This window comes from Sporocytophaga myxococcoides (assembly GCF_000775915.1).
Classification (GTDB): Bacteria; Bacteroidota; Bacteroidia; order Cytophagales; family Cytophagaceae; genus Sporocytophaga; species Sporocytophaga myxococcoides_A.
The window spans coordinates 159821-183173 of record NZ_BBLT01000009.1; the positions used below are offsets into that span (position 1 = coordinate 159821).

Below are 23353 nucleotides of genomic sequence, written 5' to 3' on the forward strand. Positions count from 1 at the left end.
AAATAATCCCCCTCCCTCAATCAACATAAAACTGATTTACAGTATGATAATCATCAAAAAACGAGTTAAACAAAAATTTATCTTTTGTTAACTGTAAACCAAAAAATATAATTCTTTCGAGATTATTTAACAACTTATATAGAACCGGTTCGTATCTAACTTTGAATCCTACATGGTTAGGAAAACTGTCTGTAAACAATTATTTAATATATTATAATAGTCATGAAAATCAATTTGGGACCAGCAAAGATTGCAGTAATTATAGCCTTTGCCCTATTATTCAGTACTAAGTCGGAGGCTCAAACTGAATACAAGGTATACTCAGGTCTGATGTTCCATTTTATTAAGTATACACAATGGCCATCTCCAGGAGCGGAAATAGTTTTGGGTATATTTGGTAAATCTCCAATGAACACAGAAGCAATGGCTCTTAATGGAAAAATGGCCGGCTCGATGAAAGTTGTGGTTAAAGAAATCCATAATGTAGCGGAAGTAGATGCATGTCAGATTTTATTTGTACCATCTAGTCAATCATCAAAATATTCAGAAATAGCACCTAAAGCGAAACAACATCATGTATTAGTCGTAAGTAATTCACCATCAGCTACCAAAAATGGAGTTGTTGTAAACTTTTTTGAAGAGGATAGTAAAGTGAAATTCGAAATCTCTAACAAGAATGCAGCAGAAAACGGATTAAAGATTTCTTCTGAATTGCAAAAGCTTGCCAAAATAGTTGACTAATCATTGTTCTAAAATTGTATTAACAAGTAAATGAAATCAGGTAATATATTTAAAGGAATCAGAGGTAGAATAATTTTATGCTTCTTCTCGATCATCTTTTTATTTTGTGCCTATGGAATAATTAGTAGCTACCTGCTTACTAAAAACAAAAGGGCAACTGAACAAATAAACAAAACAGATCAGCCAAGTATCACCCATTTGACAGAGCTGGAGCTATTGCTTTTTCAGTCAAAAAATCTAATGGCCAATTGGGTTAAAATTGACATAGAAAACCATCCTGATAAAATAAAACTTAAGCAGATACATGCAAAAGAATATCCTCAGTTAAAGGAAAAATTAATATCTCTACAAAAGGATTGGAAAGACCAGGCATATGCAGACTCATTAAAAACCCTGATAAAAGAGATCGACCAGACTTTCATTATGCAAAAAGAGATAATGACCAGCCTGGCTACTTTTGACAGTTACCAGGATGGCATAACTCCAATATTAAGCGAAAGTAAAAGTGATGAGATCACAACCAACATTAATAACTTATCTGTTCACTTACATAGAATACTTGATGCACTTAAACTTACCACAAGCGATCAGCAAATAAGCATGATCGAAAACATGCAACTTCTGTCTCGTACGAACTTCATACTGCTTGGATTTATCATTGTATTAGGATTTTTGCTTACCATAAGACTATCCAGTCAAATAATAAAGCCTGTAAACTCTTTGCATAATCTTGTGAATAAAGTTTCCAAAGGTGAATTGGATAACGATTCCATTAAGATAACCAATGATGAAATTGGAGAAATGGTGGGAGATGTACAGAAAATGGTAGAGGGACTAAAAACTACGGCAACTTTTGCAAATGAAATAGGGAAAGGAAATCTGGAATCTGAATTTGCTCCACTAAGTGAAAAAGATGTTTTAGGTAATGCTCTTATTACTATGAGAGACAACCTTGTTAAGGTCGCAAAAGAAGACAAGCAGAGAAACTGGTCTAATGAAGGTTATGCAGCATTTGGAGAGATCTTAAGAAACCATTATGATAGTACAAATGAAATGCTTGATACCTTCCTTATCAAACTGGTAAAATATGTGCAGGCAAATCAGGGATGGCTTTATATTGTGAATGATGAGGATGAAAATGATCCTTACCTTGAGTTAAAAAGCGTCTACGCTTTTGATAGAAAAAAATTCCAAACTAAAAGAATTGGTAAAGGTGAAGGCCTTGCAGGACAAGCTTGGATCGAAGGAGATCTTATTTATCTTACTGATGTTCCAGACAGTTATGTTACTATTACATCCGGTCTTGGAGATTCAAATCCGAAAGCAATACTAATAGTACCAATAAAAGTCAATGACACCATAAACGGAATAATGGAATTCGCATCTTTCAATGAATTCCAGTCTTATCAGGTTGAATTTATTCAGAAACTTAGTGAAACACTTGCATCTTCTCTTTCTACTATGAAAATAAACGAAAGAACAAAAATACTTCTGGAAGAATCTCAAAAGCAAAGAAACCAGATGCACGAACAGGAAGAAGAACTCAGACAAAATCTTGAAGAGTTACAGGCTACCCAGGAAGAAATGAAAAGAAAACAGGAAAATACAGACCTTTTTATTCAACAGTTAAAGGCGCATGAACTTGAACTAATGAAAGAGAATGAAATCCTTAAAAGCAAAGTATAAGATTCAATTCAAAACTTTAATTAAACTATTATAAAAATCATGCAATTTCAAAGTTCAGTATCTTTTGATTTCAACAGCTAAAGTTTATTACAGATACTGTTCTCTACCTTAGTTGCATATTCAGATTAACTTTCTGGAATAGTATTTTTGATTTCTGATTAAAGTCAGAAGTAAATCATCATGTCCATTGAGTTGCTTCTTTATAATGATTGGCTAATTTATACAAGGATGCAAAACTTTGATAACATCTTGTTGCCTATTGAATCATGCAATAAAGGAATCTTACAATATTTTATTTCAACTAAATCCTAAAAATTATAAATCACTAATCATAGAATAGGCAACCAACATTAACTTCTTACTTATCTAATTGACGTATAATGAATTTCAATTTTAAAAACTGCATTTTAACTGCTGCTATGGCAATGGCTATACCTGCTGTTTCCTATAGTCAAACCGACAGCACATTTCAACAAACAGAAGATATCACAGCTATATCACTCGAAGATTTGATGAATGTTAAAATTGTTTCTGCATCAAGATCTGAAGAGAGAGCATTTGAAGCTCCGTTATCATCATTTGTAGTTACAAGAAAAGAAATATTCAACTCAGGTGCTACTTCTATACCTGAAGCATTAAGACTTTGTCCTGGCTTGTTTGTAAAACAAATGGCTAATGGTACTTATGATGTATCTATAAGAGGGATGGACAATTTACCCACTCATCAATATAACAATTCGAACAAGCTCATTCTTGTTATGATCGACAACAGACCTGTATTTGATTATTTACAAGGAGGGACTTATTGGCAAAACCTACCTATTGACATTATTGATGTGGAAAGAATTGAAGTTGTACTAGGCCCTTCAGCCCCTCTATATGGCCCAAATGCTGTAACAGGCGTAATTAACATCATCACGAAAAATGCTGACAAAAACGGCATATCAGCATCTGCCCACGCTCAAGGTGGATATCCAGGTACTGTTATGGGACAAGGCTATGTTGGCTACAAACCTTCTGAAAAAATTGATTTTTCAGGTTCCTTTAACCTTCAGCACAGAAACAGGGGAACTGTTGATTACTATGATCTGGAAAGAAGAACATACATCACTAATCTGGATTCTTCTACTGTACCTCAATACAAGGATCCTAATATGAGAAAGGTATATCTCCCGAATCCTCAATTAGCACTTGAGAAGACAGGTGTAAACCTAAATGCGAACTTCAGACCTAAAGAGGATATCAAACTACATCTAGCCGGAGGTTATAATGGAAATAAAAGCTGGTATGGCATTGGAACAGGCCTTACAATGACCCAAATGAGCAATAACAGTATGTATGGAATGGTAAAAGGCGAAATAAAAGGTTTTTCTATTTTGACGTCTATCCTGAACGGAAAGCAAGGAGTTGTGGGGGATCTTGAAACGTATCAGTATAATTACAGCAATATTGATGCTTATATCGATTATACAATCAAGATCACTGATAAATTTAACCTTCGACCTGCACTCCATTTTCAGAACAGTACTGTTAATGATAAACCTTACACTGTTGAGAGAAACGAATTGGGTCTTTTCAATAATAAAGCATCAATGCACAATCTTGCCGCTTCATTAAAGGCAGATTATACTTTAGGAAAGTTCAGATTTATAGGAGCACTGCGTGGGGATAAATTTAAGTTTCCAGAAAAACTGTATCTCTCTTACCAGGGTATTGTAAACTTCAGAGCAAATGATAAAAACAATCTTAGGTTTGTTGTAGCTCGCTCCAATAGCGGATCTTTTATATATGATACTTATGCCAAGCTAAATATCGGCACTCACCCAACTACCCCATTTCCTACTGAAATATGGATCAATGGATCAAAAGACAGGAGACTGGTTCAAAACGACATGGTAGAACTTGGATATAGGTTACAACTGATGGAAAATTTGCAGGTGGATATAGCTGCATTTCATCAATCGACTCAAAATTTCATAGGAACTATTACTCAGGCATATCAAGTAGACATGCCTAATAATCGAATTGTTGTAAATGTAAATGCCAGCAATCTGGATCTTAAAGCAATACAGAGGGGAGCTACAATTGCAATGAACCTGGCGTTAAGTAAGAATAAAATAAATATCAAACCATTCATCACAATTCAGAAAACAAGATTATTAAATTATTCTCCATACTATTTCACTCCTGATGGAGCCCCAGATCCTAACTATAACATAAATACTCAATCAGACGTGGATGGAAAAGGTACTCCTGATGTTTATGGTGGCTTCTATGCAAATTATGCTCCTAATACCAAATGGAACATAAACATTAACGGGTATTTAATGAGTAAATATTCAATCTATACTCATATTTCAGCTCAACAGTCTTCAGAAAATGGTGTTTTTCCATATAATGAACATTCTATAAGCAATATCAACGGAAAATTTATCACCAACGCGAAGGTTTCTTACCAAATAACCAGAACCTTTAATATCTTCTTAAATGCTAGAAACGCATTTAATCAAGATAGCAGAGAATTTTTCGGCTCTGATTTAATCAATGGTTTATACTTAGCTGGTATCAACTTTGATTATTAAAATCATATTACTCATAAAGAAAAGGGATTGCAATTGCAATCCCTTTTCTTTTAATAAATAAGCTACAGCAAATCATTTCTTTTTTGCCCGAACCACAAGACTTCCGAATTTAATCAATCTACCCATCATTTCTCTTGATGGCTCCTCTATTTCATTTGTCTCCAAAATATCAAAATTATTTGCGGAAAGTAGCTTTACCAGTTCTTCTTTTGAATACAAGTTAAAGCCATATTTAGTCACAGGAATATCTTCCATAATATGCTTAGGTCTTATCACTATCGTCAACTCACCATCTGCAGTCAATACCCTTTTAAATTCATTAAGGGTATGCTCTGGATCTTCCCAGAAATAAATCGTATTGACAGTAAACAATTTATTATATGAATTGGAAACTATTGGAAGTTTATCTGCTGCTGCCAGATGAAATTTTACACAACCGGATTTAATATATTCAGCATTGATCTTTTCAGCTTCATTAATCATAGTCTCTGAAAAATCACATCCTGTATATACTATGGTTGGATGTGCTGAAACTATATTTTTAACAAAAAATCCATTGCCCATGCCAATCTCCAATATCTTATCATGAGCACAGGGATTTACAGCTTTTATAGCTTCCAGATTCATAATTTTGTTTCCCTCATTCATATGAACCCCTGTTTTTACACCATCTTCATTCTCTGGTCTGCGCAACTGGCCTGCTAATGCTTTTATTTGTTCTTCCATAGACTTTATTTTTTACAAATTCGTCTCTAACTTACAGATAAATATAGTTATTTCAACCTATCGAATATGACAATGGCTACACTTTTTTTCAGAATATTTAAACTGGCGTAATATTTTATGGCAACAGACTATACTTGAGAATTATGTTTAAAAACTTTAATTAAAAAATGAGAGTAGTTTTATATTTAATGTTATTTATTTCTATCAGTAGTTCATCAATTTGTCAGACGCAAATTGAAAACCTCATATTTGAAGGCTCAGGAATCCAAGGTATAGCATATAGTGGTGCAATATACGAACTTGAAAAAGCCGGAATAACAGTTAATATAAAAAAAGTAGGCGGCACTTCTGACGGAGCAATAACAGCTTTAATGGTTTCTCTTGGATACACCTCTTCTGAGATATATGAGATCATATCATCAACAAAATTTCAAAGCTTCAATGATGGTCAGTTTATATTTATCGGGGGAATATATAGAATGAATAATCGTTTTGGCTGGTATCGAATCGATTCATTCAATAAATGGCTTGAGAAAATTATAAGCAACAAAACCCACAACGCTGATATGACATTTGCAGAACTTAAAAAAATGGATTTAAAGGCAAAAAAGTAAAGGATTAGCATTTGCCTGTTGACTAGGTGGATTGATTGCCCCTGATATAAATAAATAACAATGCAGTATGTCAAAGAATAATTCCAAAGACATACTGCATAATTCAACTCTTTTAATTAAGAATGGTTAATCTGTTTATTTAGCAAATTTGCTATGCTTTTTACTATAGGAAAAGTATACCAGAATCCCGACGGCCATCCAGGCTATTAGTCTTATCCAAGTATCCAAAGGGAGGGCATACATCATATAACAGCAAACAACAATTCCCATTATCGGTACAAATGGAACCCATGGAGTTCTGAATGCTCTCGGTGCATTCGGGTTTGTTTTACGCATTACCAATACACCCATACAAACAAGTACAAATGCGAATAATGTACCTATACTACTCATCTCTCCAACAACGGTAACCGGCACAAATGCAGCGAACAGACCAACAAAAGCAGCAAATAGAATATTGGATTTATATGGAGTTAAGAATCTAGGATGTAATTCAGAGAATACTGATGGTAGTAAACCATCTTTTGACATAGAATAAAACACTCTTGACTGACCCATTAATAATACCATCACTACTGAAGAGTATCCTCCAAGAATAGCTATTATAATCATTTCCTGAAAAAACTTATAAGGTGTATTTTCAATTGCTTTCGCAACTGGTGCAGCTTCTCCAACAAAGTTCTTGTAGTTCTCCAATCCCGTCATAACATGAGCAAACAGCACATAAAGAATAGTACAAATAACAAGTGAACCTAAAATTCCGATAGGCATATCTCTTTTAGGATTTTTAGCTTCCTGAGCTGCTGTGGATACAGCATCAAATCCAATAAAAGCAAAGAATACAACTGCTGCTCCAGTAACGACACCTGTCCATCCGAAATTCTCAAAAGCTCCGGTGTTTTCCGGAACATAAGGAATGTAATTGTCTTTATTTATATATCCCCAGCCAAGGAAAATAAAAGCTAATACCACGGATACTTTAAGTACAACTACAAAGTTATTCAATCGTGCAGACTCCTTGGTACCTCTGATGAGAATCAAAGACATCAGAACCGTAATAAAAACTGCTGGAAGGTTGATGATTCCATTCACAGTCTGGCCATTAACGACTGCAGTCTCAAATGGAGACATCATTAATTGAGCAGGAAGATCAACATTATATAAATGAAGCAATTTACTCAAATATCTTGACCAGCTAATGGCTACTGTAGCCGCCCCCACAGCATATTCAAGGACAAGATCCCAACCAATAATCCAGGCGACAAACTCTCCCATTGTTACATAAGAATAGGTATAGGCACTTCCTGCAATAGGCAGCATGGAAGCGAATTCGGCATAACAAAGTCCGGCAAAGGCACAGCCTAAAGCGGCAATTATAAAGGAAATAGTAACAGCAGGACCAGCATAATTAGCTGCTGCAATACCAGTTAGAGAAAAAATACCTGCTCCTATAATTACCCCTATCCCCAATGTTACCAGGTTAAATGCCCCCAGAGTCTTTTTAAGCTGCGGTCCTTCTGTCGTGTCTTTTAACACATCTTCCAGTGGCTTTGTCCTGAACAAATTGTAATTCGATTTCATGCTTCTGACTTAAAAATATTAATCAAACACCTCAAAATATAAAACATAAGCTAAAAATAAAAAAAAGCCCTGTAATAATAATCATTACAGGGCTTTTTTAAGTAAGAAAAGCTGATTCTTAGCTTACAGAAAGCAATGAAGCAATAACCATTGCTACAATAGAAACAAGCTTTATAAGAATATTCAATGAAGGTCCGGAAGTATCTTTAAACGGATCTCCCACTGTATCACCAACTACTGCAGCTTTATGTGGATCAGACCCTTTAAAGTATTTTTTACCATTGATATCAACTCCGGTTTCAAACATCTTTTTAGCATTATCCCATGCGCCACCTGCATTTGATTGAAAAAACGCCATCATAACTCCAGAAACAAGCACTCCTGCAAGGAAACCTCCTAAAGCCATTTTACCAAGTGTAAATCCAACTATCAGCGGAAATGTCAGCGCAATTGCTCCAGGTAGAATCATATGACGTAATGCTGCTCTTGTTGATATGGTTATACACTTCTCATAGTCTGCTTCCGCTTTTCCTTCCATGATACCTTTGATCTCTCTGAACTGTCTTCTGACTTCTTCTACCATAGCATTGGCAGATTGGCCTACAGCCTGAATGGCAAATCCGGAAAACAGAAATGGTGTCATACCACCAATAAGTAACCCGGCAAGTACTTTTGCATTTGCAATATCAATCACCTGAAGACCTGAAGTCTCCATATAAGCTGAGAACATTGCAAGAGATGTTAGCGCTGCAGATGCAATGGCAAATCCTTTACCTATCGCAGCAGTAGTATTTCCAACAGAATCGAGAACATCTGTTTTCTCACGAACTTCTTTCGGCAGAGCTGCCATTTCAGCAATTCCACCTGCATTATCTGCAATAGGTCCGAATGCATCAATTGCTAGCTGAATACCTGTAGTAGCCATCATTCCTGATGCAGCAATTGCTACACCATAAAGACCTGCCATTTCAAAGGCGAAAATAATACCCAAAGACAAGATCACAACAGGAATTGCTGTAGAAAACATTCCAACACTCAGACCTGCAATTATGTTGGTTGCCGCGCCGGTCATAGACTGACGGGCGATCATTGTTACAGGCCCTCTGTCTTTTCCAGTATAATACTCAATGACAAGACTGATCAGTGTACCAACCAATAAACCGATGATTACTGAATAAAATATATTCACAGACCCGACAGACAATCCATTAATGTTGATATGCTTATCAAACATGAAGTCTATGATAAAATAAGATGCAATGGCTGTTAGTATTACCGCTCCGAAGTTTCCGACATTCAATGCTACCTGAGGACTTCCTTTCTCTCCTACTTTTACGAAAAAAGAAGCTATAATTGAAAAGACGAGTCCTGCAGCAGCAAGGAATAAAGGAAGCAATATTGCAGGATTAGTACCTGAGACATCTTTAGTCATAGGTGCGACCGTTAGCCCAAGTACCATAGTCGCAAGTATTGTGCTGACATAAGATCCGAAAAGATCGGCTCCCATACCTGCTACGTCACCTACGTTATCACCAACATTATCTGCAATTACAGCAGGATTTCTTGGATCATCTTCTGGAATACCAGCTTCTACTTTTCCAACCAGGTCAGCACCAACATCTGCAGCTTTAGTATAGATACCTCCGCCCACTCTGGCAAATAGTGCAAGACTTTCTGCTCCCAGAGAAAATCCTATCATTACTTCAAGCACCTTCTTTACTCTCCAGGGCTCAATGCCTAAAACAGTATGAATATTACTGAATAACAGGAATAAAACACTTAAACCAAGAATTCCTATAGCAACAACATTTATCCCCATCACCATACCACCGGTAAAGGATACATCAAGTGCTTTAGAAAGACTTGTTCTGGCAGCCTGGGTTGTTCTTACATTACTTTTCGTGGCGATTTTCATACCAAGAAAACCTGCAAGAGCTGAAAAGCATGCACCTACAACAAAGGCTACGCCGATTAACCAGTGCGAATTTTCTTCTTCAGCTAAGAATGAAAGCAGCACAGCAATAACGATGACAAATATCGACAAGGCTTTGTATTCAGCCTTTAGAAATGATAATGCACCATCAGCTATATGCTTAGCTATTTCAGTCATTTTGCCCTCTCCTGCAGGCTGACTGTTTACCCATTTAGTTTTAAAAAAAGTAAATATCAGAGCTAACACTCCGAGAATGATAATTCCAAAAATCTCCATTTTAATTAGTTTAGGTTATTAATTAATTAGTAAACAAGATTTAATTTAACTATCAAATTTACAGTAATTTAATTCAAAACCTAAAAGATAAAATCGGTAGACATGAAACTGGAATGATTTTCTTTTACGATCTCTTTTATAATTACTTTATTTGGTTCTATCTCTTTAGCAGCTACAATTGTTCTGATTGAAAATGCTCTTAAAGCATCCTCTACTGAAAGAGTACCTTCTGCAGAATCTTTTCTTCCATTAAATGGAAAAACGTCCGGTCCTCTTTGACACTGGCTGTTAATATTCACTCTGCAAACCTGATTTACAAGTCTGTCTACAAGATAGGCCAATTCCTGTGAATCACTTCCAAACAAGCTTACCTGCTGCCCATAGTTAGAGTTAACAATGTAATCAATTGGCTCCTGAACATCATCGAAAGCAACAACAGGTACTGCTGGTCCGAATTGTTCTTCATGGAAAATCTTCATTGATGAATCTACCGGAAATAAAATCGCAGGATTAAAGTATGTATTGCAAATTGCACCGCCATTTGGATTTACCACTTTTGCACCTTTAGATTCGGCATCCTTAATTAAATCAGTCAGGTACCCAGGTTTTTCAGGCTCTGGAAGCGGAGTAATGGAAACACCATCTTCCCAAGGCATTCCCCTTTTAAGTTTATCCAGCTCAGTTACGAATTTCTGTATAAACTGATCTTTAATTTTATTATGAACAAAAATGATTTTTAATGCTGTACAACGCTGTCCATTAAAAGAAAGTGATCCTAATAAACACTCCTTAACAGCATTATCAAGATCAGCATGAGGAAGTACGATACCAGGATTTTTAGCTTCAAGAGCTAAAACTGATCTCAGTCTGTTAGGCTTTGGATGCTGACTTTTAAGTACGTTTGCTGATTTACTTGTCCCGATAAATGCCAACACATCAATTTTACCAGTTGACATTAAAGGTCCTACTGTAGCTCTGCCTCTTCCGTATACTATGTTTACAACTCCCTTAGGAAAACATTCCCGGAAAGCTTCAAGTAAAGGTCTGTGAAGGAGCACACCGATTTTCGCAGGTTTAAATACGATGGTATTTCCCATAATCAGAGCAGGAATAAGAGTGGTGAAAGTCTCGTTCAAAGGATAGTTGTATGGTCCCATACAAAGAACTACCCCAAGCGGCCCCCTTCTTACTTTCCCGATAATCCCCTGTTCAATTTCAAATCTTGATGATTTTCTGTCGAGTATTTTTAATGCATTAATTGTATCGTTTATGTATTCTACAGTTCTGTCAAATTCCTTCTCCGAATCCTTTAGTGGTTTTCCAGTTTCCCACATAAGCATGTTGACCACTTCCCACTTCTTTTCCTTCATCTTCCAGGTAAACTTTTCAACAGCTTTAATTCTCTGATCTACCTGCATCATTGGCCACTCACCTGTTCCATTTTTATAGGCGTTGGCCGCAGCATCCATAGCTTCAAATGCTTCCTTTTCAGTCAATAAAGGAAAGCTCCCTAACTCAACCTGAGTCAGGGTTCCATCTTTTTCAATACAAACAGGTGAAAAAACCTTTTGTGTTGCCCCTTCTGCATGCTTAATTTCTCCATTGATCAAATATTCCTTTTGGTGTAAAGGTCCGTTCAGCTTTACTGAAGCAGGTATATTCTCTTCTTTTGGAAAAAGATTTTCAAAATTCATATTGGTTTATTGTTATCTGTTTAGTTTTTCTATTTTTTATCTGATGCTACTACCACCGGCAATTTCAACTGATTAGTAACATCTATTATGCTGATAAGTTTTTGAACTTCCAGAGTTCTGTCCATTTTCAGCACAATTGTAGGATTTTCCAGCCTTTGAGTTGTGGCTTCAAGTTGAGATTTTAATGCATCAAAATTAACTTCGTCCTTACCTATAAAGATCTTAGAATCCTTGTCTACTGTAAGATTTACTACTTGTCTTGGAACAGCTGACCCTGTTTTTGCCTGAGGTAACAATACTTTAATAGCGTCTGGACTTGCAAGCGTAGACAGCATAAGAAAGAATACCAACAGGAAAAACAAAATATCTGACAAAGCTGCAGCTTCAACCGCAACATGAGTCTTTTTACGCCTTTTGATCTTCATATACTGGTTTGTGTAATATGTCAAGGAAATCGATAGCCTGTAACTCCAGAGTTGTTACATTTTTCTCAATCATGGAATTGAGGATGGTATAAAAAATATGTGCGATGATACCAACAATCAGACCAGCCGAAGAAGTTATCATTTTCTGATAAATACCGCCTGAAATTACACCTATACTGATATTGTCATTTGCTGCAATATCCTGAAATGTATGTATCATACCAAATACAGTACCAAGGAAACCAAGCATAGGAGCTACGGCAGCAATACCGACAAGCAATCCCATATTTTTTTCCATTTTGGAAACTTCCACAGCAGCTACGTTTTCCATTGCACTTTCAATATCTCTGATAGATGAACCTAAACGGATGATGGCTTTTTCAAGCATTCTGGCAACTGGCAGGGATGAATTTTCACACAATCTTAATGCCTCTGAAGTTTTACCTGTTTGTACTTTCTCTTTTACAATAGATAAAAGTCCCTTATCAGGCTGAGCGTTATTTTTAATATAAAGAAATCGTTCGATGAATATGTAAAAAGAAATTAAGGAAAGTAAAAGAATGGGAAGCATGATTAAACCACCCATCATGATTAATTGAAGGTAAGAAATCCCTTCTTTAGGATTTGAGCCGGCAGCTGAAGCAACAGCTAAAGCCGAGTCCGCCACTTGTAATAAAATTGTCATACTTTAATTTTAGTCCTTGTTTTAGTTATTATCTCTTTAATTATCCGATTATCAATATTTATTCCAGTTAGTATTCTAAACGTAAGTTCTTATTTTAAATTTCAAGTTCTGATTCTAGGGCAATTATAAATCCCTTTATTAATCATTTAAGTTCCCTAACTGGAGTTTTTATAGTCAATTCAGGAATATTTTTAGTTTTTTTTGCCCTGAGATTATTTACCATTTACATATAAAAATATCGAAACACATCCCTAAATCTACTAACATACAAATATTCAACAATTTATATAATTTAAATTCTATTTACGGAATAGTAATATTACTATATTCCTAATATAATTAGCGGCAAATATATGAATTTAACTTAATTCCTTAACAAGGATATTTTTCTATTAGGAAGGATATGTTAAATCTTTGGCTCATAAATTTTTATTTTGCTTTAAACGTGATAAAAAAAAGAGGTTGCCCGAATACCAGACAACCTCTGTTTATAAAGTTTTAAACTTTTATGGGAAAACAATGCCAGGATATGAGGCAACATTGACCTGAGGCAAAGTTGATCCATATTTAAGATTTATAGCATTAATAAATCCGTTAGCAACAACGGCATTTCCCTGAGGTGTAAGGTGAATTCCATCCAAAGAAAATGCTCCACCGGTCACAAATGTTGTTGTAAATGTGAGACCATTAAAAGTCAAACCTGTACTAAGAGAAGACAGCAATGATGCCATATCCGCAAATGCCAGATCTTTTTGCTGTGCTACAGTCACGATTGCCTGATTATATGCAGCTGTTGCAGCTTTAACATTGGCAATTTCAGTCTGATCAAGGACATATTTGCCTGGAATTGGGGTTTGACTTCCCCAACCATAACATTTTATGGAATCCTGAGGGATCGTTAATAAAATTAATTCATCGCTTTTTATTTGTCTTCTACCTCCCGGAGCATTCTGATCACTAATGATAAAAGGATTTTGTCCAAGATTGAATGTAATTCCTAAGGGACCGTAGTTAAGGTTTAGGGCATCTACCTGCGCCTGAGAAGTTAATACCAATCCATTGTAAGGTACTGTTGTGAAGAATGGAATTTTTGTTATATCAGTAATGTTTGCAATTACTCCTTTAGCTCCCCCTGCCAATAATGTATTTACAATTGCATTCAGATATTGAGTAAAGGCAACTGGATTTGTAATACTGTCCCCTCCTCCTTCTCCACCTGTTGTAGCATATCCAAGTACGTCATTATTCCCAATCCAAAAAGAAACAAAGGAAGGATTTTGAGCTGCCGCATCTCCTACCACTGTGGAAACTCCCGGATTACTGGCTATCCGATAGTAAAAAGGATTACCTCCTTGATCTAAAGATCTGCCAAATAAAGGAGTCAGTAAATGAAATGACTTTGCTCCGGGGACTCCCATATTATTAAATGGTCCTGTCGACCCTATAGGTGCAAGATTCAGGAGATTGGGGGTTCCTGCAAAAACAGGCCCCAAAGAAGTTACTCCTTTACAATCTGTTACGGTACCCAAAACCCTTTTGGTAACTGGTTGGCCATTTTGAACACCGATTCCATTTTCATCTACCATGTAGGGAATCTTAAATGGACCTCCTCCGGCTAATGAAAATTGCTGAGCAAGAATATTAGGAAAAGCATATGACTGCCCGGATTTGTAAAGGGCTCCATTTGAATAACCAGCTGTTAAAGAATTTCCGACTGCTACGTACTTTGAAAAATCAGCAGTTCCGGAAGTGATTGTAACATCTTCTTTTATATCCGGTTTGCATCCAAATGTTAAAATTGCCAGAGCAATATACAAATGTGCTATCTTAAGTTTCATAGTTCCTTTCTGATTAAAAATTATATGATAAGCCAATTCCCGGAATGTATGCATAGGTTTTGTATGCCCCTTTAAAATTCGCAGGTGCGTACTCCGAATCTCGTTTCAGCTGATTGACAAATAAAAATGACAAGTCTATACTTAATTTCTCTGAGGGATAAATGGAAAGCCCTGCAGATAGCCCGATTCTATTTCCATCGGGCGTTTCAGGATTTACATAATCTTTTCTTATAGGAGTTTGATCATAATATCCACCCAGTCTCACAGTAAACATATCAGTGGCTTTATATTGCCCTCCTAGTCTGAATATAAAAGTATTTTCATACTTTCTTGGATTTCTGGAATCAGGTAATGATGGTGTATTTTGTTTGAAATCAAAAATCAGTGAATCATAAGCGCTCCATCTAACATAATCAACCTGAGCTCCGATCAGGAATTTATCATTGATATTATATGAGATCCCACCACTGAAAGTAGCCGGTAGTGGAAGAGTGGCATTAAATTTATTTCCTGCAGGAAAATTTGGTGATAATGATGAGGGTACAGTAAAATTAGCATCCCCGTCTTTAAGATCCATCTTTATTTTAGACCTGTAATTCAAACCTATTGTCAGGGCTTCTATTGGTTTAAAAGATATTCCAACATTATACCCCCAATTGGTTGCATGCCCTTTTAAATTGACTTGGCCTGAACTTCCATCAGCAAAAGTTACCGGTAATGCCCTGTTAAGATCTACCTTTCCATAGGCAAATACAAGTCCTGCACCTATACCAAGCTTATCACCTATTTTATAAGAAAGGGTTGGTTGGAACAATATGGATTTTAATTTAATATCCTGTATCAAATATTTTCCACCCCAGTTATCACCCCATACAATGGAACTGCCAAATGGGGTATACACTCCTATTCCTGCACTTAAATCATCAGTAATTTTGGCACTGGCAAATACTGAGAAAGGTGTAGACAAAGGGTTATCTGTCCTGGCAGTAAAACCCGCATCGGCAGAGCGGAATTGGGTGTATGAAAATATACCACTTACGCTCCCTGTAATGCTATATTTGTCTTTAATTAAAGACAATGCTCCTGGATTAAAGAAAATAGAACCAGCATCCATCGTAAGCCCTGTACCAATATGCCCCATTCCGATATATCGAATTCCAATGAGATTTACCTGGTACCCTCCAGCTTTTGCCAAATAGGCAGCTGATAAGAATATCACAAAAAATAAAAGTTTTTTCATGTTTTATTGATTTAAAAATTGTTGGTATAACTGGTAGATTGAATAATTGTTTAAGGGTCTTAAGACTTGATTTTTTAAAAAATGCTGTTAAATAATCATTAAATCTATGTTTCGATTAATATTATTCTTGCATAAAGCCTAAATTTGAATCACCTAGTCTTTGCGATGTTTTAGGAGTTACAACACACACCTGTCTAGGAAAAATTCTTTTGTCAAGTTGCTTCAATTAATTATTTTCGAACAAATTACCGCATTTGTGAACAAGTTATTATTGATATTCTTTGCCGTATTCATATTCTCCTGTGATGGCACTAATACCTTAAATCTTTCTTCAGCAGTTTTAGAAAATTCTGTTACTGAAATTAAAAAAGATACTACTCTTGAAAATAAGGTTTCAAATCAGATAAAAATTTCTATCAAAGGCAGCACTACAGTGGCTCCGGTTATGGAAAAGTTAATTTCAAGGTTTGAAAAAAAGAATAATTTATATGTTTTTCATATAGAAGCTTCCGGAAGCCAGTCTGGAATAGAAACGTTAAAAACGCAAGATGCAGACATAGCCATGACTTCAGCAATAATGAATGAAAATCATAAATATGATTTTCATAAAAGAAAGCTTGATTTCGTTGAACTATATCTTGGTGGTGATGCACTTGCTATTATTGTAAATGTAAATAATAAAGTTAGGGGCTTAACGAAAGAAATGGTAAAAGAAATTTTTACAGGAAACATTAATGAGTGGGAAGTAAGTACTGGCCTTAATAAGCAAATACGCATCTTTGGAAGAGATAGCACATCGGGTACATATCGATATTTTAAGGAACAAATACTGAACAATGAAAACTTTTCTGAAACTACAGTACACCTTAAAAACAGTAAAGATATAATTGATTCTGTTCGCAAATATCAAAATGCAATTGGGTATGTTTCATTTGCACAATTGAATTACTCAGTAGAACCACTTGATATCTCTTTTGATAAAGGGAAAACTTTCATAAAACTAAGAAATGAACACGTGGAAAATTTCCACTATAAATTTGTAAGGCCTTTATATCTGTATTATACCGCTGATACTTATATAAAATTAAAAGCCTTTATTGATTTTATAAAAAGTGAGGAAGGAAAAGAAATTATCTTTAATGAAGGGTACATTCCTGTCAGCAGTTCTCTAATTAGCGGAAAACATCATAAAGAAATTCAGTAAAAGAAGATTCAGTGCTTTAATTAAACAAGAGATTCTGTTCTCTGTTTCTCTTAAATGAAAGATGAACAGAAAAGCATTCGGATTCAACTTTTGAACATGCTGGAAAAAGACCAGGCCCACATCTCATTTGAAGACGCAGTTAAGGGTATAGATTACAAAACGGCAGGAAAATCAGAAACAATTTTCCCATATAATATCTGGCAACTAAGTTCCCATATTCAGTTTACACAAAAAGATATTCTTGAATTTTGTACCAATACCAAATATCAAGAACCAAAGTGGCCTGATGATTACTGGCCTGCAGATACTGAACCTACAATTCAGCAATGGCAAGAGTGCCTACGCAATTTCAAAGAGGATAGAAATTCTTTTGTAAATTTGATCAAAGACTCTTCTTCTAATCTTCTGGCCCCTATTCCAAATGGGACAGGGCAAAACCTTTTAAGGGAAGCCATATTAATCTGCGATCATACAGCTTACCATACAGGTCAGATAGTTCTTTTAAGGAAGTTATTAAGAATTTGGTGAAATTAATGGAATCTTTTCTCTACTTCTTTTTTCAAATTTTGAGCTGTTATAAGCGGACCTTCTGTTGACCCAAGATTATAGAGCCATGCTGGAATTGCTCCGGAAGGATCAACTCTCATTTCGTAAATTACCTGACATGAATTATCTGTAATCGGTGTTATTTTCCAAAGTGTCTGGTAATGTTTAATTCTGACTCTTCCACTTCTTTCAGGCAGGTAATCCGGAATTCCTTTACCAGTTAAAATGTATTCTCCATTGGGATTTTCTGCAATTTTAAGGTGCACAATCATATCACGGTCTTGTATTGGCCATGGTGCACTCGTCATCTGATAATGGTAATATTCGTTTTCATTAACCTTTTTCAACAACTTTGCTTCACTGCATTTATAAACCCAATTTGTATATTTTTCCTTATCTTTAAGTATTTCAAGCACTTTAGCTGCAGAATAATTGATGCTGGTTTCTATTTTAATTTTTTTGATACCCGCATCTTTATCTCCGGTATAAATTTTAATTCCTTCCTGCTCCTTTTTTAATTCCCAATCACCCCCTACAGATGTAAAGGCTAAAAGTATATTTAAGAACAGCAGAGAAAATGTTAGTTTAATCACGTTTAATTTTGTTTTTCTATTCAAATAAATTTTCAGCCAACTTAAAAAATAATTTAATATTAATTAACTGAGCTAATATGTATATGTTACGATTATAATGGGATTAAATATACATACTTGGGATAAAAGCTTAAAACAATAAAATAAGTTCTTTGTGATCCATCTTTTAATTACAAGGCTCATTCAAATGGTTGTGTTTAATAAAAACAATCTTTCCAATATCAAATCCTTCGTTTTTTGCTTTATCTATTAATTGATCAACAATATTTTTTGACAATACCGGCTTCCTGGACAATATCCAAAGTCTTTTTCTGGACTGATCTCCGGCTAATGCATATTCATACTCATTTCCTACAGAAAGGATTTGGTAATCTCTTTTAAATGGGCCTCTGAATTTTAATTTAAACTTTGAATTTGTTACAGGATCCTTCAATATAGCTTTACCAAATGATTTTTTCAGATTCCCCGATTCAATGACCCTGCATTCATTCACAATGTTAAATGTTCCATCTTTTTGCAATGAATACTCAGAAGTTACATTAATACATCCCTTTTCAAACTTTGAAGGTATTGCAGCAATTTCATACCATCTACCTTGATATCTATTCAGATCTATTTTTCGCTCTACCTTAATCGGAGCAGGTCTTCTTCTCATAAGATATCCTAAAATTGCCCCGGCCACTGCCCCACCTATTACCGATCTCCAATTGATTTCCGTTTCCATTATTCTGTCTTTTAAATGGATAACAGGTACAACAATAAGACTGTTTTAATAACAAATTTCAAATAAAAGATAACTCAATATCATCCATATTTAAAGCTTTAAAAGGATAGGCAACGGAGTGCAAAAAAAAGAGATTACCATTTCTGCCAATCTCTTTTTTATTAACAAATTGATATTTCTAATCTCCATCAATAAGATTACCCAATCCACCAAGGATACTACCTTCTTCCTTGCGTTGTCCAATGCCATATGCCATCATTCTGGAAGCAAGTCGGCTTATAGGTAAAGATTGTACCCAAACTTTTCCAGGTCCTCTAAGGGTTGCGAAAAATAACCCCTCACCACCAAAAAGTGAATTTTTTATTCCTCCTACAAATTCGATATCATAATCTACTCCATTTGTGAATGCAACGATACAGCCCGTATCTACCTTAAGTACTTCACCTGGCTGGAGTGTTTTTTCAGTAACCATCCCACCTGCATGTACAAAAGCAAATCCATCACCTTCCAGCTTTTGCATAATGAACCCTTCTCCCCCAAAAAGTCCTGTACCAAGTTTTTTCTGAAACTCAATTCCAATTGATACCCCTTTCGCAGCACATAAAAAGGAATCTTTCTGACAAATTAATCTGCCATTCAGTTCCAGAAGGTTCATAGGTATAATTTTCCCTGGATAAGGAGATGCAAAACTTACATGTTTTTTACCAGCCCCTCCGTTAGTGAAAGCAGTCATAAACAAGCTCTCTCCAGTCAGAAGTCTTTTTCCTGCAGTAAATATTTTCCCCAGAAATCCTCCCTGTTGCTGTGATCCGTCACCAAAAATAGTTTCCATTCTTATCCCTTCTTCCATCATCATAAAGCTGCCGGATTCAGCAACTACAGTTTCCTGAGGATCCAGTTCGATTTCTACAAACTGCATTTCCTCACCATAAATTTTGTAATCTATTTCGTGATTGCTTTTCATATTAAGTAAAATGTTTATCAGATGCGAATTTAACAAAATCTTTAATTCTAAAGTTGTTTTAAGTACAAAGTCCATTCCGATCTGGTTCATGAAAAGAATTTATCTGCCTTTTATTCTTTCTTTTTTGTTTTTTCAGACTTTTGGTCAGCAAAAGGACTCTGTTTCAAATGAAAGATTAAGAAAACAGCATATATATAGAGTAAAATGGTATATTGATGCCCCCATAATAGTCGGAGGTTTAGTCTCTAATTATTATGGTGTTCGTGTATTAAAAGGGAAAAAAGGAATTGATGAAGCAACTGTTCTTACCTTAGGCCCTGAGGATGTTCCAAAATTTGACCGGGGAGCTACAAGGCAAAATCCAGCATTTGCAGAAACTGCCATGCACATGTCAGATATAACTCTTACAACCACTGTTATTTTGCCCGGATTATTATTATTTGACAAAAAAATCAGGCAGGATGCTTTAAGAATCGGAGTTATTTACCTGACTACCATTTCGCTTATGTCCAACTGTTATTCATGGGGAGTAGGCCGGATTAACAGATACCGCCCATATGTTTATAATCCAAATGAAAGCATTGAAAGACGAACCCGAAACGGATCCAAAAATTCATTCTATGGAGGCCATGCTGCTGCTGCTGCCACATGTTCTTTTTTTGCTGCAAAGGTATTTGCTGATTATCACAAAGGATCCAAACTTGTACCGGTTTTATACGGTCTGGCAGTTATTCCTCCTGTTTTAACTGCCTATTTCAGATATAAAGCCGGGATGCATTTTCCCTCTGATCTAATAGTAGGAACTATAGCTGGCGCTGCAATTGGAATTGTAGTTCCAGAACTTCACAAACCTCGTAAAAAGAATAAAAACATGTCATTTGATCCTGTTATTGGCCCTTATCAGGGATTTTCAATGACTTATAAATTCTGATTAAAAGCTATATTTAATACCAATCCCTTTTGCATGAAAATTTACTATAGGTGAAATTGTAAGTTTTTTGGGTAAATGAAAACGATTGAGATGTGTGAGATAAGCAAGATGAACGGATAAAATGCCAATTCCCGCTCCAGCCAAAACATCCGATTGCCAGTGTTTATTATTTAGCATTCTGCATACTCCCACAGAGGCTGCAACAACATATCCAGATACACCTATCCAGGGGCTTACATCTTTAAATTCCTGATGCAAAATAGCCGCTGCAACAAATGCATCAGCAGTATGCCCCGAAGGAAAAGACATAAAATCTGACCTGTCAGGCCGCTCTCTGCCTACTATATTTTTTAAAGGAAAAACCATAGCAGAAGCAATGATATTTGACTTAATAATAAGCAGCGCTACATTGAGAAAATCATGCTGGGAAGACGTTCCCAGCAACTTTAACAATACATATTGACCATAGGGAACATATTTTATATAATCGTCTGCATCTGTAGAAAAATCAGGAAATAAATGATGAATATCTTTTTTTGTATCGATACTGCTGTAAAAACCATGCTTCCCTGATACAGAAACTCCATAACCAACTAAAATTGCAGGTGCGGCAAAATATTTTACTGAATTTCTCTGATACCACTTTTTTTTCTTCAAAATAGTTGTAGTATCAGACTGGGCATATATACCTCTAATATTAAATAAGAACAGAAAAACGAATAGATATAAACGCAGGTCCATGGAAGAATAGGAGTAATAAGATTTTCGCCAAAATTACTGACGAGAATAGCTGAATTGACTGATAGAACGATGGTGATCATGGAATATTTTTTAAGCCAAAAAGTTCATTTATAGCTTAAGATGAAATCTAATGGATCATATTATTTATTTTGAGAATAAGAGAAGTCAAGTTTCCAGCACTATCTTTCGAAAATAAAGATTCTCATATCAGTTACCACTGCAAATGGGCTTATTCATTTGAAAATAAATGCTTTTCAGTTCATTCTTCAGGAATAAATAAGTCCTTGATTTTTGAAAATCATTTGACTTTTCAAAAAGTTAGTAGAAATTTATCTTTAAATTCGCCTCGCAAGTTACTTACTCAAAAAGTAAGATTAATATTTCAAAAATTTAATATGAGTTCAGTTTCGAATTATTCAAGACGCAATCCTGTCTTAATAGGCAATTGCTTTTTGATACTTTTTTATCTCACTTTTACCTTTGCTCTGATTTCATTATACATCCCCCCACATATACTTTGGATTTCTGAAATCGGCACCTTATTAATTCCTGTCTTCGTTTATTTTAATTTTATTATAATTCTATTTCTGTTTTTTTTTAAGAAGAGATCAAAAATGAAATGGGTTGGAATGTTATTTTTCCTTCTCTCATTTTTTTATTTTTCTACTCTTTTAAGAATAAACAACATAAATGAAACCACAGATACTAATTGTGATTTTAATGTTCTTTCATACAATGTAAGCGGATATAATATTTCTCATGAACTGGGATTTAAAGAAAATTTGGCAAGAGTTATTTCTGAAAAAAATACAGATTTCGTTTGCTTACAGGAGTTCTTTCCTGAAAAGGGGCCCTTTCTTGAAGCGCTATATCCTTATCAGGTTGTTTTCGCCAAAAAAAATGTAGTTGGAGTAACAATTTTCTCTAAATACCCGATTATTCGCAATGGATTGGTATTTGAAGGCAGAAGCGATTTTAACAAGGGCATTTATGCTGATGTACTTATAAAGGGTAAGTTACTAAGAATTGTCAGTGTTCATTTTGAATCCAACAATCTGAAAAAGGGAAATCCATTCTTTCCGCTAAAAAAAGTGCTGAGAAATGCTTATTGGCTAAAGGAAACGAGCGAAATCAGAAGCACTCAGGTTAAAAAACTAATTGCTTTCATCGATTCTACTTCCTTTCCATTGATTGTTGCTGGTGATTTCAATGAAACTCCATATAGCTATGTTTACCAAAAAATGAAAAAAAAGCTGAACAATGGATTTGAAGAAAAAGGTAATGGCTTTGGATTTACATTTTTACCGAATAAAGCTTTTTTAAGAATCGATCATCAGTTCTTTGAGCCAAGGAAATTATCGATAAAAAACTTTCAGACATTTGATTCGATACAAATTTCAGATCATGTTCCTGTTCAGGGATGCTACAAATTCTCTGATCAGCATTAAAAAATGAAGGATCCCGTTAAGAATCCTTCATACATACTTCTATCAACCTGTATTTAAGCACCGAAAAAGGGAATTCGGTAAACCCAAACCATTCATTTTGAAATTAAGCTAAGGAGATAAGTGAAAGACCTGATGGATCATTTCACTAATTAAACTATCAACAAAAATTTAGTTATTATCG

General features: G+C 35.3%; 20 protein-coding genes. 8 read left to right on the forward strand and 12 right to left on the reverse strand.

The features are described 5' to 3' along the window. Window positions 1–222: 222 nt before the first annotated feature. From MYP_RS19285 to MYP_RS19295, 3 genes are all read left to right on the forward strand, one after another. Entirely contained in the window at window positions 223–741 is a 519-nt protein-coding gene (locus tag MYP_RS19285) for a YfiR family protein (RefSeq protein WP_045467213.1), read from the forward strand. A gap of 30 nt (window positions 742–771) precedes the next feature. Next, on the forward strand, window positions 772–2427 hold the full coding sequence (locus MYP_RS19290; RefSeq protein ID WP_052430360.1) for a GAF domain-containing protein: 1656 nt from the start codon (window positions 772–774) through the stop codon (window positions 2425–2427). A gap of 380 nt (window positions 2428–2807) precedes the next feature. Further along, window positions 2808–5009, forward strand: a complete 2202-nt coding sequence (locus tag MYP_RS19295) for a TonB-dependent receptor plug domain-containing protein (RefSeq protein WP_045467215.1) — start codon at window positions 2808–2810, stop codon at window positions 5007–5009. A 72-nt stretch (window positions 5010–5081) separates the two neighbouring features. On the opposite strand, the gene MYP_RS19300 is transcribed toward MYP_RS19295, so the two are convergent. Beyond that, window positions 5082–5735, reverse strand: a complete 654-nt coding sequence (locus tag MYP_RS19300) for a class I SAM-dependent methyltransferase (RefSeq protein WP_045467217.1) — start codon at window positions 5733–5735, stop codon at window positions 5082–5084. A gap of 167 nt (window positions 5736–5902) precedes the next feature. Here MYP_RS19300 and MYP_RS19305 point away from each other — a divergent pair, with 167 nt between their 5' ends. Continuing rightward, on the forward strand, window positions 5903–6349 hold the full coding sequence (locus MYP_RS19305; RefSeq protein WP_081990604.1) for a patatin-like phospholipase family protein: 447 nt from the start codon (window positions 5903–5905) through the stop codon (window positions 6347–6349). Window positions 6350–6484: 135 nt separating this feature from the next. Here MYP_RS19305 and MYP_RS19310 read toward each other — a convergent pair whose 3' ends face one another. From MYP_RS19310 to MYP_RS19340, 7 genes are all read right to left on the reverse strand, one after another. Further along, entirely contained in the window at window positions 6485–7930 is a 1446-nt protein-coding gene (locus tag MYP_RS19310) for an amino acid permease (RefSeq protein ID WP_045467218.1), read from the reverse strand. A 118-nt stretch (window positions 7931–8048) separates the two neighbouring features. Further along, the gene (locus MYP_RS19315; protein ID WP_052430361.1) at window positions 8049–10139 is read right to left on the reverse strand and encodes a sodium-translocating pyrophosphatase; all 2091 of its coding nucleotides are present in this window, start codon (window positions 10137–10139) and stop codon (window positions 8049–8051) included. An 80-nt stretch (window positions 10140–10219) separates the two neighbouring features. Next, a complete protein-coding gene (locus MYP_RS19320) occupies window positions 10220–11833 on the reverse strand; it encodes an NADP-dependent glyceraldehyde-3-phosphate dehydrogenase (protein WP_045467220.1) in 1614 nt (537 codons plus the stop codon). 29 nt (window positions 11834–11862) lie between these two features. Then, a complete protein-coding gene (locus tag MYP_RS19325) occupies window positions 11863–12258 on the reverse strand; it encodes an ExbD/TolR family protein (protein WP_045467221.1) in 396 nt (131 codons plus the stop codon). Further along, on the reverse strand, window positions 12239–12943 hold the full coding sequence (locus MYP_RS19330; protein ID WP_045467223.1) for a MotA/TolQ/ExbB proton channel family protein: 705 nt from the start codon (window positions 12941–12943) through the stop codon (window positions 12239–12241). Before MYP_RS19330 ends, MYP_RS19325 begins: the two co-directional genes overlap by 20 nt. A 506-nt stretch (window positions 12944–13449) precedes the next feature. Continuing rightward, window positions 13450–14781 (reverse strand): SGNH/GDSL hydrolase family protein, encoded by a 1332-nt coding sequence (locus tag MYP_RS19335; protein WP_045467385.1) that lies wholly within the window; start codon window positions 14779–14781, stop codon window positions 13450–13452. Window positions 14782–14794: 13 nt separating this feature from the next. Beyond that, a complete protein-coding gene (locus MYP_RS19340) occupies window positions 14795–16021 on the reverse strand; it encodes an OmpP1/FadL family transporter (protein ID WP_045467226.1) in 1227 nt (408 codons plus the stop codon). Between the two features lie 256 nt (window positions 16022–16277). Between MYP_RS19340 and MYP_RS19345 the strand changes: the two genes are divergently transcribed. Both MYP_RS19345 and MYP_RS19350 read left to right on the forward strand, forming a co-directional pair. After that, on the forward strand, window positions 16278–17225 hold the full coding sequence (locus MYP_RS19345; protein ID WP_197060132.1) for a PstS family phosphate ABC transporter substrate-binding protein: 948 nt from the start codon (window positions 16278–16280) through the stop codon (window positions 17223–17225). 54 nt (window positions 17226–17279) lie between these two features. Continuing rightward, complete coding sequence (locus tag MYP_RS19350) at window positions 17280–17753, forward strand: DinB family protein (protein WP_045467228.1); 474 nt, start codon at window positions 17280–17282, stop codon at window positions 17751–17753. Between the two features lie 2 nt (window positions 17754–17755). On the opposite strand, the gene MYP_RS19355 is transcribed toward MYP_RS19350, so the two are convergent. From MYP_RS19355 to MYP_RS19365, 3 genes are all read right to left on the reverse strand, one after another. Beyond that, a complete protein-coding gene (locus MYP_RS19355) occupies window positions 17756–18364 on the reverse strand; it encodes an START domain-containing protein (RefSeq protein ID WP_197060133.1) in 609 nt (202 codons plus the stop codon). Window positions 18365–18530: 166 nt separating this feature from the next. Next, window positions 18531–19088, reverse strand: a complete 558-nt coding sequence (locus MYP_RS19360) for a lipocalin family protein (RefSeq protein ID WP_052430363.1) — start codon at window positions 19086–19088, stop codon at window positions 18531–18533. Between the two features lie 178 nt (window positions 19089–19266). Beyond that, the gene (locus tag MYP_RS19365) at window positions 19267–20052 is read right to left on the reverse strand and encodes a TIGR00266 family protein (protein WP_045467392.1); all 786 of its coding nucleotides are present in this window, start codon (window positions 20050–20052) and stop codon (window positions 19267–19269) included. Between the two features lie 88 nt (window positions 20053–20140). On the opposite strand from MYP_RS19365, the gene MYP_RS25415 reads away from it, so the two are divergent. Further along, on the forward strand, window positions 20141–20983 hold the full coding sequence (locus MYP_RS25415; protein ID WP_052430364.1) for a phosphatase PAP2 family protein: 843 nt from the start codon (window positions 20141–20143) through the stop codon (window positions 20981–20983). Here MYP_RS25415 and MYP_RS19375 read toward each other — a convergent pair whose 3' ends face one another. Beyond that, a complete protein-coding gene (locus tag MYP_RS19375) occupies window positions 20984–21640 on the reverse strand; it encodes a phosphatase PAP2 family protein (protein ID WP_197060134.1) in 657 nt (218 codons plus the stop codon). Window positions 21641–22338: 698 nt separating this feature from the next. On the opposite strand from MYP_RS19375, the gene MYP_RS19380 reads away from it, so the two are divergent. Further along, the gene (locus tag MYP_RS19380; RefSeq protein WP_197060135.1) at window positions 22339–23172 is read left to right on the forward strand and encodes an endonuclease/exonuclease/phosphatase family protein; all 834 of its coding nucleotides are present in this window, start codon (window positions 22339–22341) and stop codon (window positions 23170–23172) included. The last annotated feature ends 181 nt before the right edge of the window (window positions 23173–23353 follow it).